This window comes from Burkholderia sp. WP9 (genome assembly GCF_900104795.1).
GTDB lineage: Bacteria > Pseudomonadota > Gammaproteobacteria > Burkholderiales > Burkholderiaceae > Paraburkholderia.
In genome coordinates this window covers 1,265,738-1,279,516 of the sequence record NZ_FNTG01000001.1, presented here as the reverse complement: position 1 = coordinate 1,279,516, position 13,779 = coordinate 1,265,738, and the positions used below count along the sequence as shown (strand labels likewise).

Below are 13,779 nucleotides of genomic sequence, written 5' to 3'. Positions count from 1 at the left end.
CACAGCGTCGCGCCGATCCGCGTGAACATGGGCCGGCCGACACGAACAGTCGCTCTGCTTCTCCTGCTTCGCCTGCTTCGCCTGCATTGCCGATTGCGTGGCCGATGCTCCTGCTGTTTGCATCGGGCGCGGCGTCGCTGATTTACCAGGTGCTGTGGATCAAGCAATTGGCGCTCGTCGTGGGCGTCGACGTGCAGGCGGTCACGACCGGTGTGAGCGCATTCTTCGCCGGTCTCGCGCTGGGCGGCTGGCTCCTCGGCAGGTTCGCCGATCGCATCTCGCGGCCGTTGCTGCTTTACGCCGCGCTGGAAGGCGGCGCGCTACTGCTGGCGGTAGCCGGCACCATTGCGCTAGCACACGCGGCCGCGCCGTTCGCATGGCTGCAGGATCGCGCCGGGCCGCTCGCCTGGGCGTTGCCGTTTGCGCTGGTCGGCCTGCCCGCCGTGCTGATGGGCGGCACGCTGCCGGTGCTGATGCGCGCGCTGGGCCCTCGCGCGACACGGCTCGGCCGCGCCGGCGCGCGCCTGTATGCGGCCAATACGGGTGGTGCGATTGCCGGCACACTCGCCGCCGCCTTTGTGTTGATCCCGTCACTTGGCGTGCAAGGCAGCGCGTTCGCGGCCGCCGGGTTGAACGCGCTGGCCGCATTGGCTGCACTGCTCATTGGCCGTTTCGCTTCTGCACGCGAATCTGTCGATGGACAACCGCTCGAAACGGCCTCTGCCGATGAAACAGCAGTCGACCGGGCCGCGCCCGGCGCACGCCTCGCCGTCGTCCTCTATGCGTTCGCCGGCGGCATTGCGCTGGGTTACGAGGTCGTGTGGTCCCAACTGATCGTCCAGTTCATCAGCACCCGCAGCTTCGCTTTCGCGATCGTGCTCGCCACGTATCTACTCGGGCTGACGCTCGGCAGCGCGCTCAGTTCGCGCCATGTCGATCGCGCGCGCGATCCGTGGGGCATGTTCGCGCTGCTGATCGTGGCCGCCGGACTCGTCGCGCTGCTGGAAGTGGCCGCGTTGGGCGGGTGGCTGCTCCAATGGCAAAGCCTCGCGCGCGAGGCAACCTTCTCCGCCACCGGCAGCCTCCTCGCCGCCATGTGCGCGGGCTTTGCGGTCGCGGCTACGTGCGTCGTTTTCGTGCCCACGCTGTTGCTTGGAGCGGCGTTCCCATTTGCGTTGCGCGTGAGCGTGGATGCCCGGCACACTGGCCGCGATGTCGGCGCCGTGCTGGCGCTCAACACCGCGGGCGGTATCGCGGGCACGCTGCTCGCCGGCTTCCTGCTCGTGCCGGTACTCGGGCTGGTTCGTGCGCTTGCGGTGCTCGCGTTGCTCGCTGGCGCAGTGGCCGCCGTGGCCGTCTGGCGCGGTCAGGGCGTGCGGCGTGGCGCCCGCTGGTCCGTGCCGGTATTGGTCGCGGCCACCCTGTGTGCCGTGCTGCTCACGCCGGCGGATCGTCTCGCCAACCTGCTCGCTGCCGCACGCGGCGGCACGCTGATCTCCTACGAGGAGAGTGCGGGCGGTACCGTGGCTGTGGTTGCACAGGGCGCGGGCCAGAAGCAGTTCCAGCGCCTCTACATTCAAGGCGTTTCCAATTCCGGCGACGCGATGACCTCGTTGCGCTACATGCGTCTGCAAGCGCTCCTGCCACTGCTGATTCACCGCGATACGCCGCGCAGCGCGCTTGTCATCGGACTCGGCACGGGCATCACCGGTGGTGCGCTGCTCACGTGGCCTAGCCTCGGCCAACGCGTGGTCGCCGAGTTGCTGCCTGCGGTCGTACGCGCCGCGCCGCAGTTCAAAGGCAACTACGGTATCGGCACTGACCCGCGCGTCGACATTCGCCTGCGCGACGGACGGCGCGAGCTGCTACGCAGCAGCGAACGTTACGACCTGATCACGCTCGAACCACCGCCGCCCTCGGCGGCCGGCGTGGTCAATCTCTACTCGTCGGATTTCTACCGACTGGCGGCCTCGCGTCTGCGCACGGACGGTATCGTCGCGCAGTGGCTGCCGCTGCCGACCCAGAACGAAGACGACACGCGCTCCTTGATCCAGAGCTTCATCCAGGTGTTTCCGTATGCCGCGCTATGGACCACCGAGTTGCACGAGATGATGCTAATCGGCTCGATGCAGCCGATCGAACTGGATGTGCCGCGCATCGAGTCGCGCTTTGCTCAACCGCAGGTGGCGGCTTCGCTGCGCGAGGTCGGCGTGGCCACGCCGGCGGCGCTGCTCGCGACCTGGATCACCGATCGCGCCGGCCTCGCGTATTACACCGCGGATGCCCTACCCGTGACCGATGACCGGCCACGCATTGAACACGCGGCGTGGGTGCGGCGCGACGCTTTTCCGGACACGCTCGCTCACCTGCTCGCGCTTCGCGGCGAACCGCCGTTGTTGCACGCCGATGACAAGTTCCGCGCGGCCTTGAACGCCGAGCGCGACGCGCTGCAAAGCTTCTATGCCGCGGGCCTCGACGCATACCGCGGCGAACGTGATGCATGGTCTCGCGATATTGGCGAGGCATTGCAGGCGCAACCGGACAATCCCTACTTCCGTTGGTTCGTCGGCGACGAACCGTAGAGGCGCACGAGGGAGCCTCAGCATCGTTCCGTTGATACGGTGCCCAACTCACCGCGATCAAAAGAAAAGGACCTTACGTGCGACTACTGAACCGTATAGCCTTTGCCTTGCATGCAGGAGTCGTAAGCGCGCCAATATGTGCTCATTGCCGACTGCTGGTTAGCCTGCGCCGTTTGCAATTGCGCGGCTTGTTGCTGACGATTGCGCACGCCACCGGCCACCGCACCAGCGGTCGCACCAACTGCGGCGCCATGTCCTGCATCGTTATTACTCACGTCGCCAACGATTGCGCCCGCCGCCGCTCCACGTGCCGCACCGCGAACGCGCGCGCCTGTCGGCCCCGATTGTGGCGCAGGTGTTTGCGCGACCACGGCCGGGTCGATGCCGGTGCTTTGCTTTGCCCATGAGTAGCAGGCTCCATCGTCCGAGGTCTGCTGCTGTTGGCTTTGTCCATGCGCGGGATAGACGGACGGTTTTTGCGCCAGTGCGAGCGCGCTCATACTGGCCATGATCACCACGACGATTCGTTTCATAGAGGTCTCTCATTGGATTGAGCGTTCGAGCAGCAGTCCGGGCCGCGGATCGAGCGGCGTGCGGCGTGCGGATGTATCAGGCAACCCCGCACATACGTCGCCACTTGGTCACTTCGCCGATCTGCGGCGAGGGAACGGTAGATTAGCTGACAGGGTGCCGAAAACGCTCAACGAAAATGAGTTTTCACATTTATCGATTGATATCGAGCTGCGCTAATATTTCGTCGTCCCGCGCAATCGAAACCGCAAACGAAACGGGCACAGGCTGAGTCAATATGTATCTTGACCCCGCCTGGCTACCCGGCGACGATTTCACAGTTCCTCAAGCGACCTATGAAACCTGTGCACGAAACGCAAGAACATTGTTGGATAGGCTGAAGGTCGGCAAAAGCGCCACATGCGCCACGCCGCGCCACGCCGCGCCACGCCGTTAATCCAACAACAAGAGAAACTCAACAAGAATTTATTTGAACAAAAGATTGCACAATTCGTGGGAAAAGGTTTATTAATCTTGCCATCATGCGCGCGCTGTCTGCAACACGATTCGGAGTCCGTTCGAAGCGCGATTGTCGCGGAACCTGCGCGGATCTCGAGCAGCAGTCCGCTGCACTGGTTAGCACCGCCACACATGGCCGATCGCTTCCCAGTGGTTTCCGATGTGGATGTCTCACGCACCGCACCCGTGCGCCATATACAACTTCCAACAGGGGAGACTTGATCGTGAATCGCTCCATGGCATACCAGAGAAGATCGCGGATTCTTCTAGCCACACTCACCGTATTGGCCGGCGCACCGTTGTTCCTCGAGGTCGCGGTGCCTGCCGCCTACGCACAGGCGCCGGTAAAAATTTCGAACCAGCAACTGGACTCGCTCACGGCGCCAATCGCGCTCTATCCGGACGCCCTGCTCGCCCAGGTGCTGATGGCGTCCACCTTTCCGCAAGACGCGCCGGCGGCGGAGGCATGGGCGAAAGCCAATCCGAATCTCAAGGGTGACGACGCCGTGAAGGCAGTGGGGTCCGAGCCGTGGGATCCGAGCGTGCAATCGCTGGTGGCGTTTCCGCAAGTGCTGGCCACCATGGCGTCGAAACCCGACTGGGTCACGCAGTTGGGCAATGCCTTCCTCGCTCAACCGAACGACGTGATGGACTCGGTGCAGCGTTTGCGCAAGCAGGCGCAGCAGGCCGGCAACCTGCAAACCAACCAGCAGCAGAAAGTGGTGGTCGAGCAGAGCACCATCCAGATCGTGCCGGTGAACCCTCAGGTCGTCTACGTGCCGACCTACAACCCCACGGTCGTCTACGGCGCGTGGCCGTATCCAGCCTATCCACCTGTGTATGTTCCGCCTCCGCCGGGCTACGCGGTGGCGAGCGGCCTCGCCGCAGGACTCGCGTTCGGTGCCGGCGTGGCGATCACCAGTTCGCTGTGGAGCAACGTCAACTGGAACAATCACAGCGTCAATATCAACGTCAATCAGTACAACAACATCAATGTGAATCGCCGGCTCGACGTGAACAGCAGCACGACGAACTGGAACCGTAATGCGTCTGTCAATCGCAACACCACAGCCAACGTGGGCAGCGCGCAGCGCGACGCGTATCGCGGGCGCGATACGTCGGCCTCGCGTGCACAGGCGCAGCAAACGCTGCAGAATCGCACCGGCCAGAACCTGGGCGGAAGCGCAAGTGAGCGCGTGCAGGGTATCCAGCATGGCGGCAACAATGCCGCCAACGTTCGCAACAACGCGCAAAACGTGAACCGCGACAACGCGCTGCGCGGCGCGGGCGACGGCGGCGCCGCGAAGCAGGACATGCAGCGCGGGCAAGCAAGCCGCCAACAGTTGGCGAACAACCGCGGCGGCAATCCCGGCGCGAATGGCGGTGGTCAGCAGCGTGGCGGCAATCTGGGCGCGGGAGGCGGTGGCGAGCGTGCCGGCGGCGGCTTCGGTGCGGGCGGCGGTGGCGAGCGCGCCGGCGGCGGCTTCGGTGCGGGCGGCGGTGGACAGCAGCGCGGCGGCGGGTTGGGTGCGGGTGGCGGCGGCCAGCGTCACCTCGGCCGGCAACGTTGAACCGATCTCACAGGAGCCGCTCATGATCCGTATCCATACATTCCAGACCGTCGGCGCACGTCTTGCCGACACGCTTCCTCGCGCCTTCGGCGCTCTCAAGCCACACTTTGCGGGCAGCGCACTCGGGCTTGCCGCGCTCATGCTCGGCGCGTCGGCGGCGCACGCGCAAGCCGTGTATCCGACAGCGGAGGCCGCGGCCAGCGCTTTCGTCAACGCGCTTTCCAGCAACGACGACACCGCGATGCAGCATGTGCTCGGCAAGGATTTCACGCACTTCATTCCCACCAAAAACGTAGGCGAAGACGATATCTACGAGTTTCTCGGCGCGTGGGCAGCAGGACACCAGATCGTCGACGATCCGGCGCCGCTCAACGGTCGCGCGAGCAAGCATCTTTCGGTCGGCAACAGTGGCTGGACGCTGCCGATTCCGCTCGTGCAAGCGGCCAATGGCTGGCGCTTCGATCCCGCTGCCGGCCGCGACGAAATCATGACGCGCCGCATTGGCCGCAATGAGCGCGCGGCAATGCTGACCTCCCTTGCCTACCTCGATGCGCAACGCGATTACCAGGCATTGACCCAGCACTACGCGCAACACATTCTCAGCACACCGGGTCAGCACGACGGCTTGTACTGGCCCACTGCGGAGGGTGAACCGGCAAGCCCGCTTGGCCCGCTTGCCGCGGCAATGCCGCATGGCGGCTCCGTTTCGAAGGAGGGTTATCACGGCTATCACTTCCGCATTCTGAGCGCGCAAGGGCCGCATGCGAAAGGCGGCAGCCAGAACTACATCGAGAACGGCACGATGACCAAGGGCTACGGCCTTGTCGCGTGGCCCGCCGAGTATGGCAAGACGGGCGTGATGAGTTTCATCGTCAATCAGGACGGGCAGATTTACCAGAAAAATCTCGGGCCTCAATCGGCACGTACCGCGACCGCGCTCAAATCGTTCGATCCGGACCCGTCGTGGGAGGCCGTGCAGCCCTGAACGGGGCATCCGCGTCGCCGGCGCCACCCAGCGTGTGGCGCCTCGCGCGCCGCGCCCGGGGCGAAGAATGAACGCGGGGTGAACGCGAGATGAGCTCGCGGCGAACACGGGGTGAACGCGGCTCGGCAGTTCGCGCCGCATCCCATTCAGGAGCGCGTGGCGAGCGGGAGCCAGGACGCGGCCAGTCACGCTTCGGAGCCCAGTCATGAATAGCCCGCAAGAACCCGTCCTCCCCCCGGATTTGCCCGATCCTGACATTGCGCCGCGGCGCAGTTGGCTGCCCTCGCTCGTCTGGGTCGTGCCATTGATCGCGGCGTTGATCGGTATCGCGCTTGTCGTCAAGTCCGTCACCGAACGCGGCCCGGCGATCACGATCGTCTTCGAGAACGCCGAAGGTCTCGAACCCGGCAAAACCCAGGTCAAATATAAGGACGTGGAAATCGGTTCGGTCAAGGCGATCACCCTGTCGAAGGATCAAACGCACGTGGAAATCGCCGTGCAACTCACCAAGCAGGCGGAAAACTTCGCGGTCAAGGACACGCGCTTCTGGGTCGTTCGACCACGCGTCGGCGCCACGGGCGTGTCGGGCATCGGCACGCTGCTCTCGGGCGCGTATATCGGCGTGGACGTTGGCCGCTCCAAACAAACGCAAACCCACTTCGTCGGACTCGAAACGCCGCCCCCCATCACCACCGACCAGAAAGGCCACCGCTTCATCCTGCATGGCGATTCGCTCGGCTCGATCGACATCGGCTCGCCGATCTTTTACCGGCGCGTGCAGGTGGGGCAGGTCTACGGCATCGCGCTCGACAAGGACGGCACGGGCGTGACCATGCAGGTGTTCGTCGCCGCGCCGTACGACCAGTACGTCGGCACCAATTCGCGCTGGTGGCATGCAAGCGGCGTCAATGTCCGGCTCGACTCGGCCGGCTTCGTCGTCAACACGCAGTCGCTCGCAGCCATTCTGGTCGGCGGCCTCGCATTCCAGACGCCACCGGGACAGCCGATGGGCGTGCAAGCACCGGAGAAAACCGACTTCCGCCTCGCCTCCGACGAAACGGACGCCATGCGCGCGCCAGACGGCGTACCGGTGCGCGCCGTGATGAATTTCAACCAGTCATTGCGAGGGCTTTCCGTGGGCGCGGTGGTCGACTTCCGCGGCATCGTGCTGGGCCAGGTGACGGACATTGGTGTCGAGTACGATCCGCAGACGCAGAGCTTCACGATGCCGGTGACGCTGGACCTGTATCCGGACCGACTCAGACGGCGCGCCCGCAGCCAAACGATGCCGCAGGCCCGTTCGACCGCCAGCCACGACCTGCTGCGCCGTCTCGTCGAGCGGGGCCTGCGTGGCCAGTTGCGTACCGGCAACTTGCTGACGGGCCAGTTATATATCGCGCTCGACATTTTCCCGAAGGCGGCGCCCGTCAAGTTCGATGGCAGCATCGAGCCGGTCGAACTGCCGACCATTCCGAATACGCTCGACGCGCTACAGGTGCAGGTGGCCGATATCGCGAAGAAACTCGACCGGGTTCCGTTCGATCAGATCGGCGCGAACCTGAACACGTCGCTGAAAAACGCCGATGCGCTGTTCAATCGGCTGAACACCGAAGTCGTGCCGCAGGCGCGCGACACGCTCGCCGCCGCAAGGCAGACCTTCGGCTCGGCGGAGGCGACTTTGCAGCGCGACTCGCCGTTGCAGTCGGATGTGCACCAGGCGCTGCAGGAATTGACCCGCACGCTGCAATCGCTGAACGCGCTGGCGGATTATCTGGAGCGTCATCCTGAATCGCTCGTGCGCGGCAAACCCGGAGACAAGCCATGACATCGGCGCTGCTGAGACCGTTTGCCCTGCCCCACAACCTAACCAGCCAGGGCTACTCCGCCTCGCCGAACACCTCACACTGACGAACAGCCGCAAGCTCATCGCCCGCCCGCAACCACCCACAACCGTCCGTGACAACCCGCCAATCTCGCCGCATTGCCCGCTAGAATGACCGGCTTTGCCCGCTTCAGCCGCGCCACAAGGCAAAATACGGGTTTTGCGCGCGCCAAACGCGCCGCGCTCCCCGATCAATCAGACGTCGGCAACCGGCACGCCGCCGGCCTTTGCCAACCTGCACAACGACGGCCCACGCAGGCCCGGCGCGGCTTCGCGGCCCGTCGCGTGCGGCGCAGCCAGGACAGCTCGTCCTTTAACAGAGCACCTCAGGAGCATTTATGACCGATTCGAACCCATCCTTCCTCGGCAGGATTTCCCTGGCCGTGAGCACGTTCTTCCGCATTCTCGGCGATGGCGAATTCGCCGCCGGCGTCTTGCGTTTGCGCGAGGGCGGCGCTGCCGCCAGCGCCGCGCCCGTACCGGCACCCGCGCCGGCGCCCGCCCCCACGCCGAAGCCCGCGCCCGTGCTGAAAGAAGCCAGCCCCGACGCCGCCCTGCAACTGCTCGGCCTGCTGCAACGCGACGCGCGTTTCATCGATTTCGTCGAGGAAGACATCAAGAGCTACAGCGACGCCGACATCGGCGCGGCCGCGCGCCTCGTGCACGACGGTTGCCGCGCGACGCTGCGCGAGCACTTCACGATCCGCCCGGTGCGTGACGAAGCCGAAGGCAGCCGCGTCACGCTGGCCGAAGGTTTCGACGCCGCCTCGATTCGCCTGACCGGCAATGTGGTCGGCCGCGCGCCGTTTAACGGCAGCATCAGCCATCGCGGCTGGCGGGTCGACGAAGTGCGTCTGCCGAAGCTCGCGGACAGTCACAACGCCAAGGTGATCGCACCGGCCGAGGTGGAGCTATGAGCGACGCACGCCAGTCACGTTACGCCATCGGCATCGATCTCGGCACCACGCATTGCGCACTCTCCTATGTGGACACGAGCGCGAGCGACGGCGAAAAAACCACCCAGGGCGTGCTGCCGATCGCCCAGCTCACGGGTCCCGGCGCGATCGACAACCTCGATCTGCTGCCCTCGTTTCTCTATCTGCCGCATCCGGACGAACTCGCCTCGGGCGACCTCTATCTGCCGTGGACCGGCCAGCGCGAATACGCGGTCGGCGAGTTCGCCCGCAGCCGCGGCGCGGCCACGCCGATCCGGCTCGTGTCGAGCGCGAAAAGCTGGCTGTGCCATCCGGGCGTCGACCGGCGCGCCGCGATCCTGCCCAACGACGCGCCACCTGAAGTCGCACGCGTCTCGCCGCTCGAAAGCTCGGTGCGCTATCTGACGCACTTGCGCGAAGCGTGGGACCACGCACATCCCGACGCGCCGTTCAGCGAGCAGGACATTACGGTGACGATCCCGGCATCGTTCGATCCGGCCGCGCGCGAACTGACCGCCGAAGCGGCCGAGGCCGCCGGCTACGGCAGCATGACGCTGCTGGAAGAACCGCAAGCCGCGCTGTATAGCTGGATCCAGAAGAGCGGCGGCCAGTGGCGCAAGCAGGTCAAGGTCGGCGACATCATTCTCGTGGTGGACGTGGGCGGCGGCACGACCGACCTGTCGCTGATCGCCGTGATCGAGCGCGAAGGCAATCTCGAACTGCATCGCGTCGCGGTGGGCGAACACATTCTGCTCGGCGGCGACAACATGGACCTCGCGCTCGCGCACGTGGTCGCGCGCAAGCTGGCGGCGGCCGGCACCCAGGCCGACGCGTGGCAACTGCGCGCCCTCACCTATGCATGCCGCTCGGCCAAGGAAACGCTGCTCAGCGACCCGGCTACCGACACCGTGCCGCTCGTCGTGCCGAGCCGCGGCTCGAAGCTGATCGGCGGCTCGATCCGCACTGAACTCACGCGCGCCGAATTGACCCAGACGATTCTCGAAGGCTTCTTCCCGCAAGTGGAGAGCGCCGCGCGTCCGGTGAGCCGCGCGCGTGCCGGTCTGACGCAGCTCGGCCTGCCGTATGCGCAGGACGCTGGCATCACGCGGCACCTCGCGGCGTTTCTCGGCCGTCAGGTGGGCGCGCTCGCCGAACTGGAAGGACTGCGCGACATCGCCACGGCGGAAAACGCGAGTTTCCTGCATCCCACGGCGGTGCTGTTCAACGGTGGCGTGTTCAAGTCGCCGCTGCTGGTCGAACGCATCATGGGCACGCTCAACAACTGGCTCGGCGCGGAAGGCGCGGCGCCGGCGCGGCTGCTCGAAGGCGCCGATCTCGACCTCGCCGTTGCGCGCGGCGCGGCCTATTACGGTTACGTGCGACGCGGCCAGGGCGTGCGGATTCGCGGCGGCACGGCGCGCGCGTACTACATCGCGATCGAATCGGCGATGCCCGCGGTGCCCGGTCTCGAACCGCCTATTCAGGCACTATGCGTCGCGCCGTTCGGCATGGAAGAAGGCACCGAGGCCGAGCTGCCCGCGCAGGAATTCGGCCTGGTGGTCGGCGAGCCGGTGCATTTCCGCTTCTTCGGGTCGTCGGTGCGACGTCAGGATCAGGTCGGCACGCTGCTCGACTTCTGGGGCCCCGAGGAATTGCAGGAGCTCGAAGAGATTCAGGCAACGCTGCCCGCCTCTGGCCGCACCGCCGGCGAAGTGGTGCCGGTGAAGCTGCATGCGCGCGTCACCGAAGCGGGCACACTCGAACTCGAAGCCGTGCCGCGCGGCACTGACGAGCGCTGGAAAGTCGAGTTCGACGTGCGCGGCAACGCGAATGCATGAATGAGATGAAGCGGTACAGCGTCGGTATCGATCTCGGCACCAGCAACACGGTGCTCGCCTATGCGGAGGCGGGGTCGCAGCGCATTCGCGTCTTCGAGATCGAACAACTGGTAAGTCCCGGCGAAGTGGCCGCGCGGCCTCTGTTGCCCTCGGTGCGCTACCACGCGGCGCAGGGCGAACTGAACCCCGGCGATCTGCAATTGCCGTGGTCCAGTGCGGATCAAACCGGCGCTCGGACAAAAGCGCACGCAGAAGCTCAAGCAAACGCCCAAGCCGAACCACCGCCCGTCGTGATCGGCCGGCTCGCGCGCCTGCTGGGCGCTCAGGTGCCGGGGCGGCTCGTGACGAGCGCGAAGAGCTGGCTCTCGCATGCATCGGTCGACCGCGTCGCGCCGATCCTGCCGTGGGGCGCCGCCGACGATGTCCTCAAAGTCTCGCCGGTCGAAGCCAGTGCGAGCTATCTGGCGCACGTGCGCGCGGCCTGGAACCACCGTTTTCCGGACGCGCCGCTCGAGACTCAGGACGTGGTGCTCACGGTGCCGGCTTCTTTCGACGAAGGCGCACGCGCACTGACCGTGCAAGCCGCTCGCATGGCCGGCCTGCACAATCTGAAGTTGCTGGAAGAGCCGCAAGCGGCGTTCTACGACTGGCTGTTTCATCATCGCGAGCGGCTTGCAAGCGAGCTCGCAAACACCCGCCTCGTCCTCATCTGCGACGTGGGCGGCGGCACCACCGACCTCACGCTGATCGAAGTCGGCCTGAAAGACGGCGAGCCGCAGCTCACGCGTATCGGCGTGGGCAATCATCTGATGCTCGGCGGCGACAATATGGATCTGGCGCTCGCGCATCTGGTGGAAGCGCGGCTGCCGGGCGCGGACCAGGCGAGCGGGCGCGCGCGTTTGTCGGCGGCGAGCCTGTCGCAACTGGTCGAGCGTTGCCGCAACGCAAAGGAACAGCTGCTCGGCCCGCAGGCGCCCGACTCGACGTCGATCACCCTGCTCGGCGCGGGCGCGAAGCTGATCGGCGGCGCACGCACGGTGCAGGTCACGCGCGATGAGGTCGAGCGGATCATCGTCGACGGCTTCTTTCCGGCGGTGGCGTCGCACGAACGGCCCGGCAGGCCGCGTGGCGCGATCGTCGAATTCGGCCTGCCCTATGCGACCGATGCCGCGGTCACGCGTCATATCGCGGCGTTTCTGAACCGTTTCGCGGCGCAGTCGCGTAAAGCGCTAGGCGCGGAGTCGTCCGCCTCGCCGCAACTCGCCGACGAACACACGCTGCCGGTGCCCGACACGCTGCTTCTGAACGGCGGCGTGTTCCGCGCCGGCGCGCTCACGCAGCGTCTGGCGAGCACGCTGGGCGCGTGGCGCGGCGAAGCGCTCAACGTGCTGCATAACGACAATCCCGACGTGGCCGTGGCACGCGGAGCGGTCGCGTATTCACTCGCGCGCGCGGGCAACGCGCCGAGAATCGGCGGCGGCTCGCCGCGCAGCTACTTTCTCGTACTCGAAGAAGCCGGCGACAGCAAGCACGAAGCCGAACCGGTGCCACGCGGCATCTGCCTGCTGCCGCGCGGCACGGAAGAAGGCCACGAGATCCTGATCGCGGATCGCACCTTCGCGTTGCGCCTCGGACATCCGGTGCGTTTTCACCTGGTCTCGTCGAGCGCGGACACGGTGTATCAGCCCGGCGAGCTGATCGATCTCGCAAGCGGCGACTTCGTTCGCCTGCCGCCGATCGCGACCATCGTGCAGCCGCGCGGCGCGAGCACCGCACGCGAAACCGCGGTGCAGATCGCGACGTCGCTCACCGAAGTGGGCACGCTCGAAGTCCACTGCATCGAACTGGGTAATCCCGCGCAGCGCTGGCTGCTCGAATTCCAGTTGCGCCGCGAAGACGCGCAGGTGAACTTGACGGCCGATGCCGCTCAAGCCCGCCATCCCGCGCTCGACGAGGCGATCGAACAGATCGACCGCAGCTTCGGTTCGCGCGCGCAGAAGGTCGATCCCAAAGAAGTCAAACGGCTGCGCTCACAAATCGAACACTTGCTGGGCCCGCGCGAGAGCTGGAACAGCGCGTTGCTGCGTGAACTGTTCGGCGCGCTGTGGGAACGCGCGCGGCGTCGGCGCCGCTCGGCGGATCACGAACGGCTCTGGCTGAATCTGGCCGGCTATTGCGTGCGGCCGGGCTTCGGTTATCCGCTCGACGAATGGCGTCTCGAACAACTCTGGTCGCTCTTCGACGACGGCATCCAGTACGTCAACGAAGGCCAGGTCTGGTCGGAATGGTGGACGCTCTGGCGTCGCGCCGCGGGCGGCCTCGACGAGAGCGCGCAACTGCGTGTACTCGACGCGATGGCGTATCTGCAAAAAGCCGCGCAGTCGCGCCACAAGCTGCCGTTCGACGTGGCGAAAACCGGCTTCACCGATATGGTTCGCCTGAGCGCATCGCTCGAACGGATTCCTGTGGAGCGCAAGATCGAACTCGGCGAGTCGGTGCTGACCCGTTTGAAGAAGCCCACGGAAAATCATCAAAGCTGGTGGGCGGTCGGGCGTATCGGTGCGCGTCGGCCTTTCTACGGCAGCGCGCACAGCGTCGTGCCACCGGAGATCGCCTCAGCGTGGCTCGACGCGATACTCGCGCTCGACTGGAAGAAGGTCGATCCCGCCGCGTTTGCCGCCGTGCAGATCGCTCGCATGACCGGCGACCGCTCGCGTGATTTGCCCGAAGACGTGCGCCGCACGGTGGTGCGCCGGCTCGAAGCGGCCAACGCGCCGCGCGCGTGGATCACGATGGTGAACGAGAGTGTCGAGCTCGATAACGCGGACGAAGGCCGCGTGTTCGGCGAGTCGCTACCGGCAGGGCTGAAACTGATCGCGAGCTGAAACATGCGCGACCGGCGCGGCTCGACGTTTGGGCGCGCTTTCGCCGCAAGTGAGTTCCTGCGGTTCCTGCGG

At 65.9% G+C, this 13,779-nt stretch carries 8 protein-coding genes; 7 read left to right on the top strand and 1 reads right to left on the bottom strand.

Annotation, left to right across the window (positions count from 1 at the left end; translation table 11 throughout):
- Positions 1-104 precede the first annotated feature (104 nt).
- A complete protein-coding gene (locus tag BLW71_RS05730; protein ID WP_091793967.1) occupies positions 105-2,582 on the top strand; it encodes a fused MFS/spermidine synthase in 2,478 nt (825 codons plus the stop codon).
- 83 nt (positions 2,583-2,665) lie between these two features.
- Here BLW71_RS05730 and BLW71_RS05725 read toward each other — a convergent pair whose 3' ends face one another.
- Complete coding sequence (locus BLW71_RS05725) at positions 2,666-3,115, bottom strand: YMGG-like glycine zipper-containing protein (RefSeq protein WP_091793965.1); 450 nt, start codon at positions 3,113-3,115, stop codon at positions 2,666-2,668.
- Positions 3,116-3,835: 720 nt separating this feature from the next.
- On the opposite strand from BLW71_RS05725, the gene BLW71_RS05720 reads away from it, so the two are divergent.
- From BLW71_RS05720 to BLW71_RS05695, 6 genes are all read left to right on the top strand, one after another.
- Positions 3,836-5,182: a DUF3300 domain-containing protein gene (locus tag BLW71_RS05720; RefSeq protein WP_091800482.1), complete on the top strand. Its 1,347-nt coding sequence runs from the start codon at positions 3,836-3,838 to the stop codon at positions 5,180-5,182.
- A 22-nt stretch (positions 5,183-5,204) separates the two neighbouring features.
- The gene (locus BLW71_RS05715; protein ID WP_091800479.1) at positions 5,205-6,167 is read left to right on the top strand and encodes a DUF2950 domain-containing protein; all 963 of its coding nucleotides are present in this window, start codon (positions 5,205-5,207) and stop codon (positions 6,165-6,167) included.
- A gap of 205 nt (positions 6,168-6,372) precedes the next feature.
- Positions 6,373-7,992, top strand: coding sequence for a PqiB family protein (locus tag BLW71_RS05710; protein ID WP_091793963.1), 1,620 nt, complete (start codon positions 6,373-6,375; stop codon positions 7,990-7,992).
- A gap of 395 nt (positions 7,993-8,387) precedes the next feature.
- Complete coding sequence (locus BLW71_RS05705; RefSeq protein WP_091793961.1) at positions 8,388-8,966, top strand: DUF2760 domain-containing protein; 579 nt, start codon at positions 8,388-8,390, stop codon at positions 8,964-8,966.
- Complete coding sequence (locus BLW71_RS05700; protein WP_091793959.1) at positions 8,963-10,822, top strand: Hsp70 family protein; 1,860 nt, start codon at positions 8,963-8,965, stop codon at positions 10,820-10,822. The genes BLW71_RS05705 and BLW71_RS05700 overlap by 4 nt, the downstream gene beginning before the upstream one ends.
- Positions 10,819-13,707 (top strand): Hsp70 family protein, encoded by a 2,889-nt coding sequence (locus tag BLW71_RS05695; protein ID WP_177204978.1) that lies wholly within the window; start codon positions 10,819-10,821, stop codon positions 13,705-13,707. Before BLW71_RS05700 ends, BLW71_RS05695 begins: the two co-directional genes overlap by 4 nt.
- The last annotated feature ends 72 nt before the right edge of the window (positions 13,708-13,779 follow it).

Bases quoted from the DNA above. Each gene is read 5' to 3' on its own strand.
- BLW71_RS05730 (WP_091793967.1), top strand. From the start codon at position 105: ATGCTCCTGCTGTTTGCATCGGGCGCGGCGTCGCTGATTTACCAGGTG.
- BLW71_RS05725 (WP_091793965.1), bottom strand. From the start codon at position 3,115: ATGAAACGAATCGTCGTGGTGATCATGGCCAGTATGAGCGCGCTCGCA.
- BLW71_RS05715 (WP_091800479.1), top strand. From the start codon at position 5,205: ATGATCCGTATCCATACATTCCAGACCGTCGGCGCACGTCTTGCCGAC.
- BLW71_RS05710 (WP_091793963.1), top strand. From the start codon at position 6,373: ATGAATAGCCCGCAAGAACCCGTCCTCCCCCCGGATTTGCCCGATCCT.
- BLW71_RS05705 (WP_091793961.1), top strand. From the start codon at position 8,388: ATGACCGATTCGAACCCATCCTTCCTCGGCAGGATTTCCCTGGCCGTG.
- BLW71_RS05700 (WP_091793959.1), top strand. From the start codon at position 8,963: ATGAGCGACGCACGCCAGTCACGTTACGCCATCGGCATCGATCTCGGC.
- BLW71_RS05695 (WP_177204978.1), top strand. From the start codon at position 10,819: ATGAATGAGATGAAGCGGTACAGCGTCGGTATCGATCTCGGCACCAGC.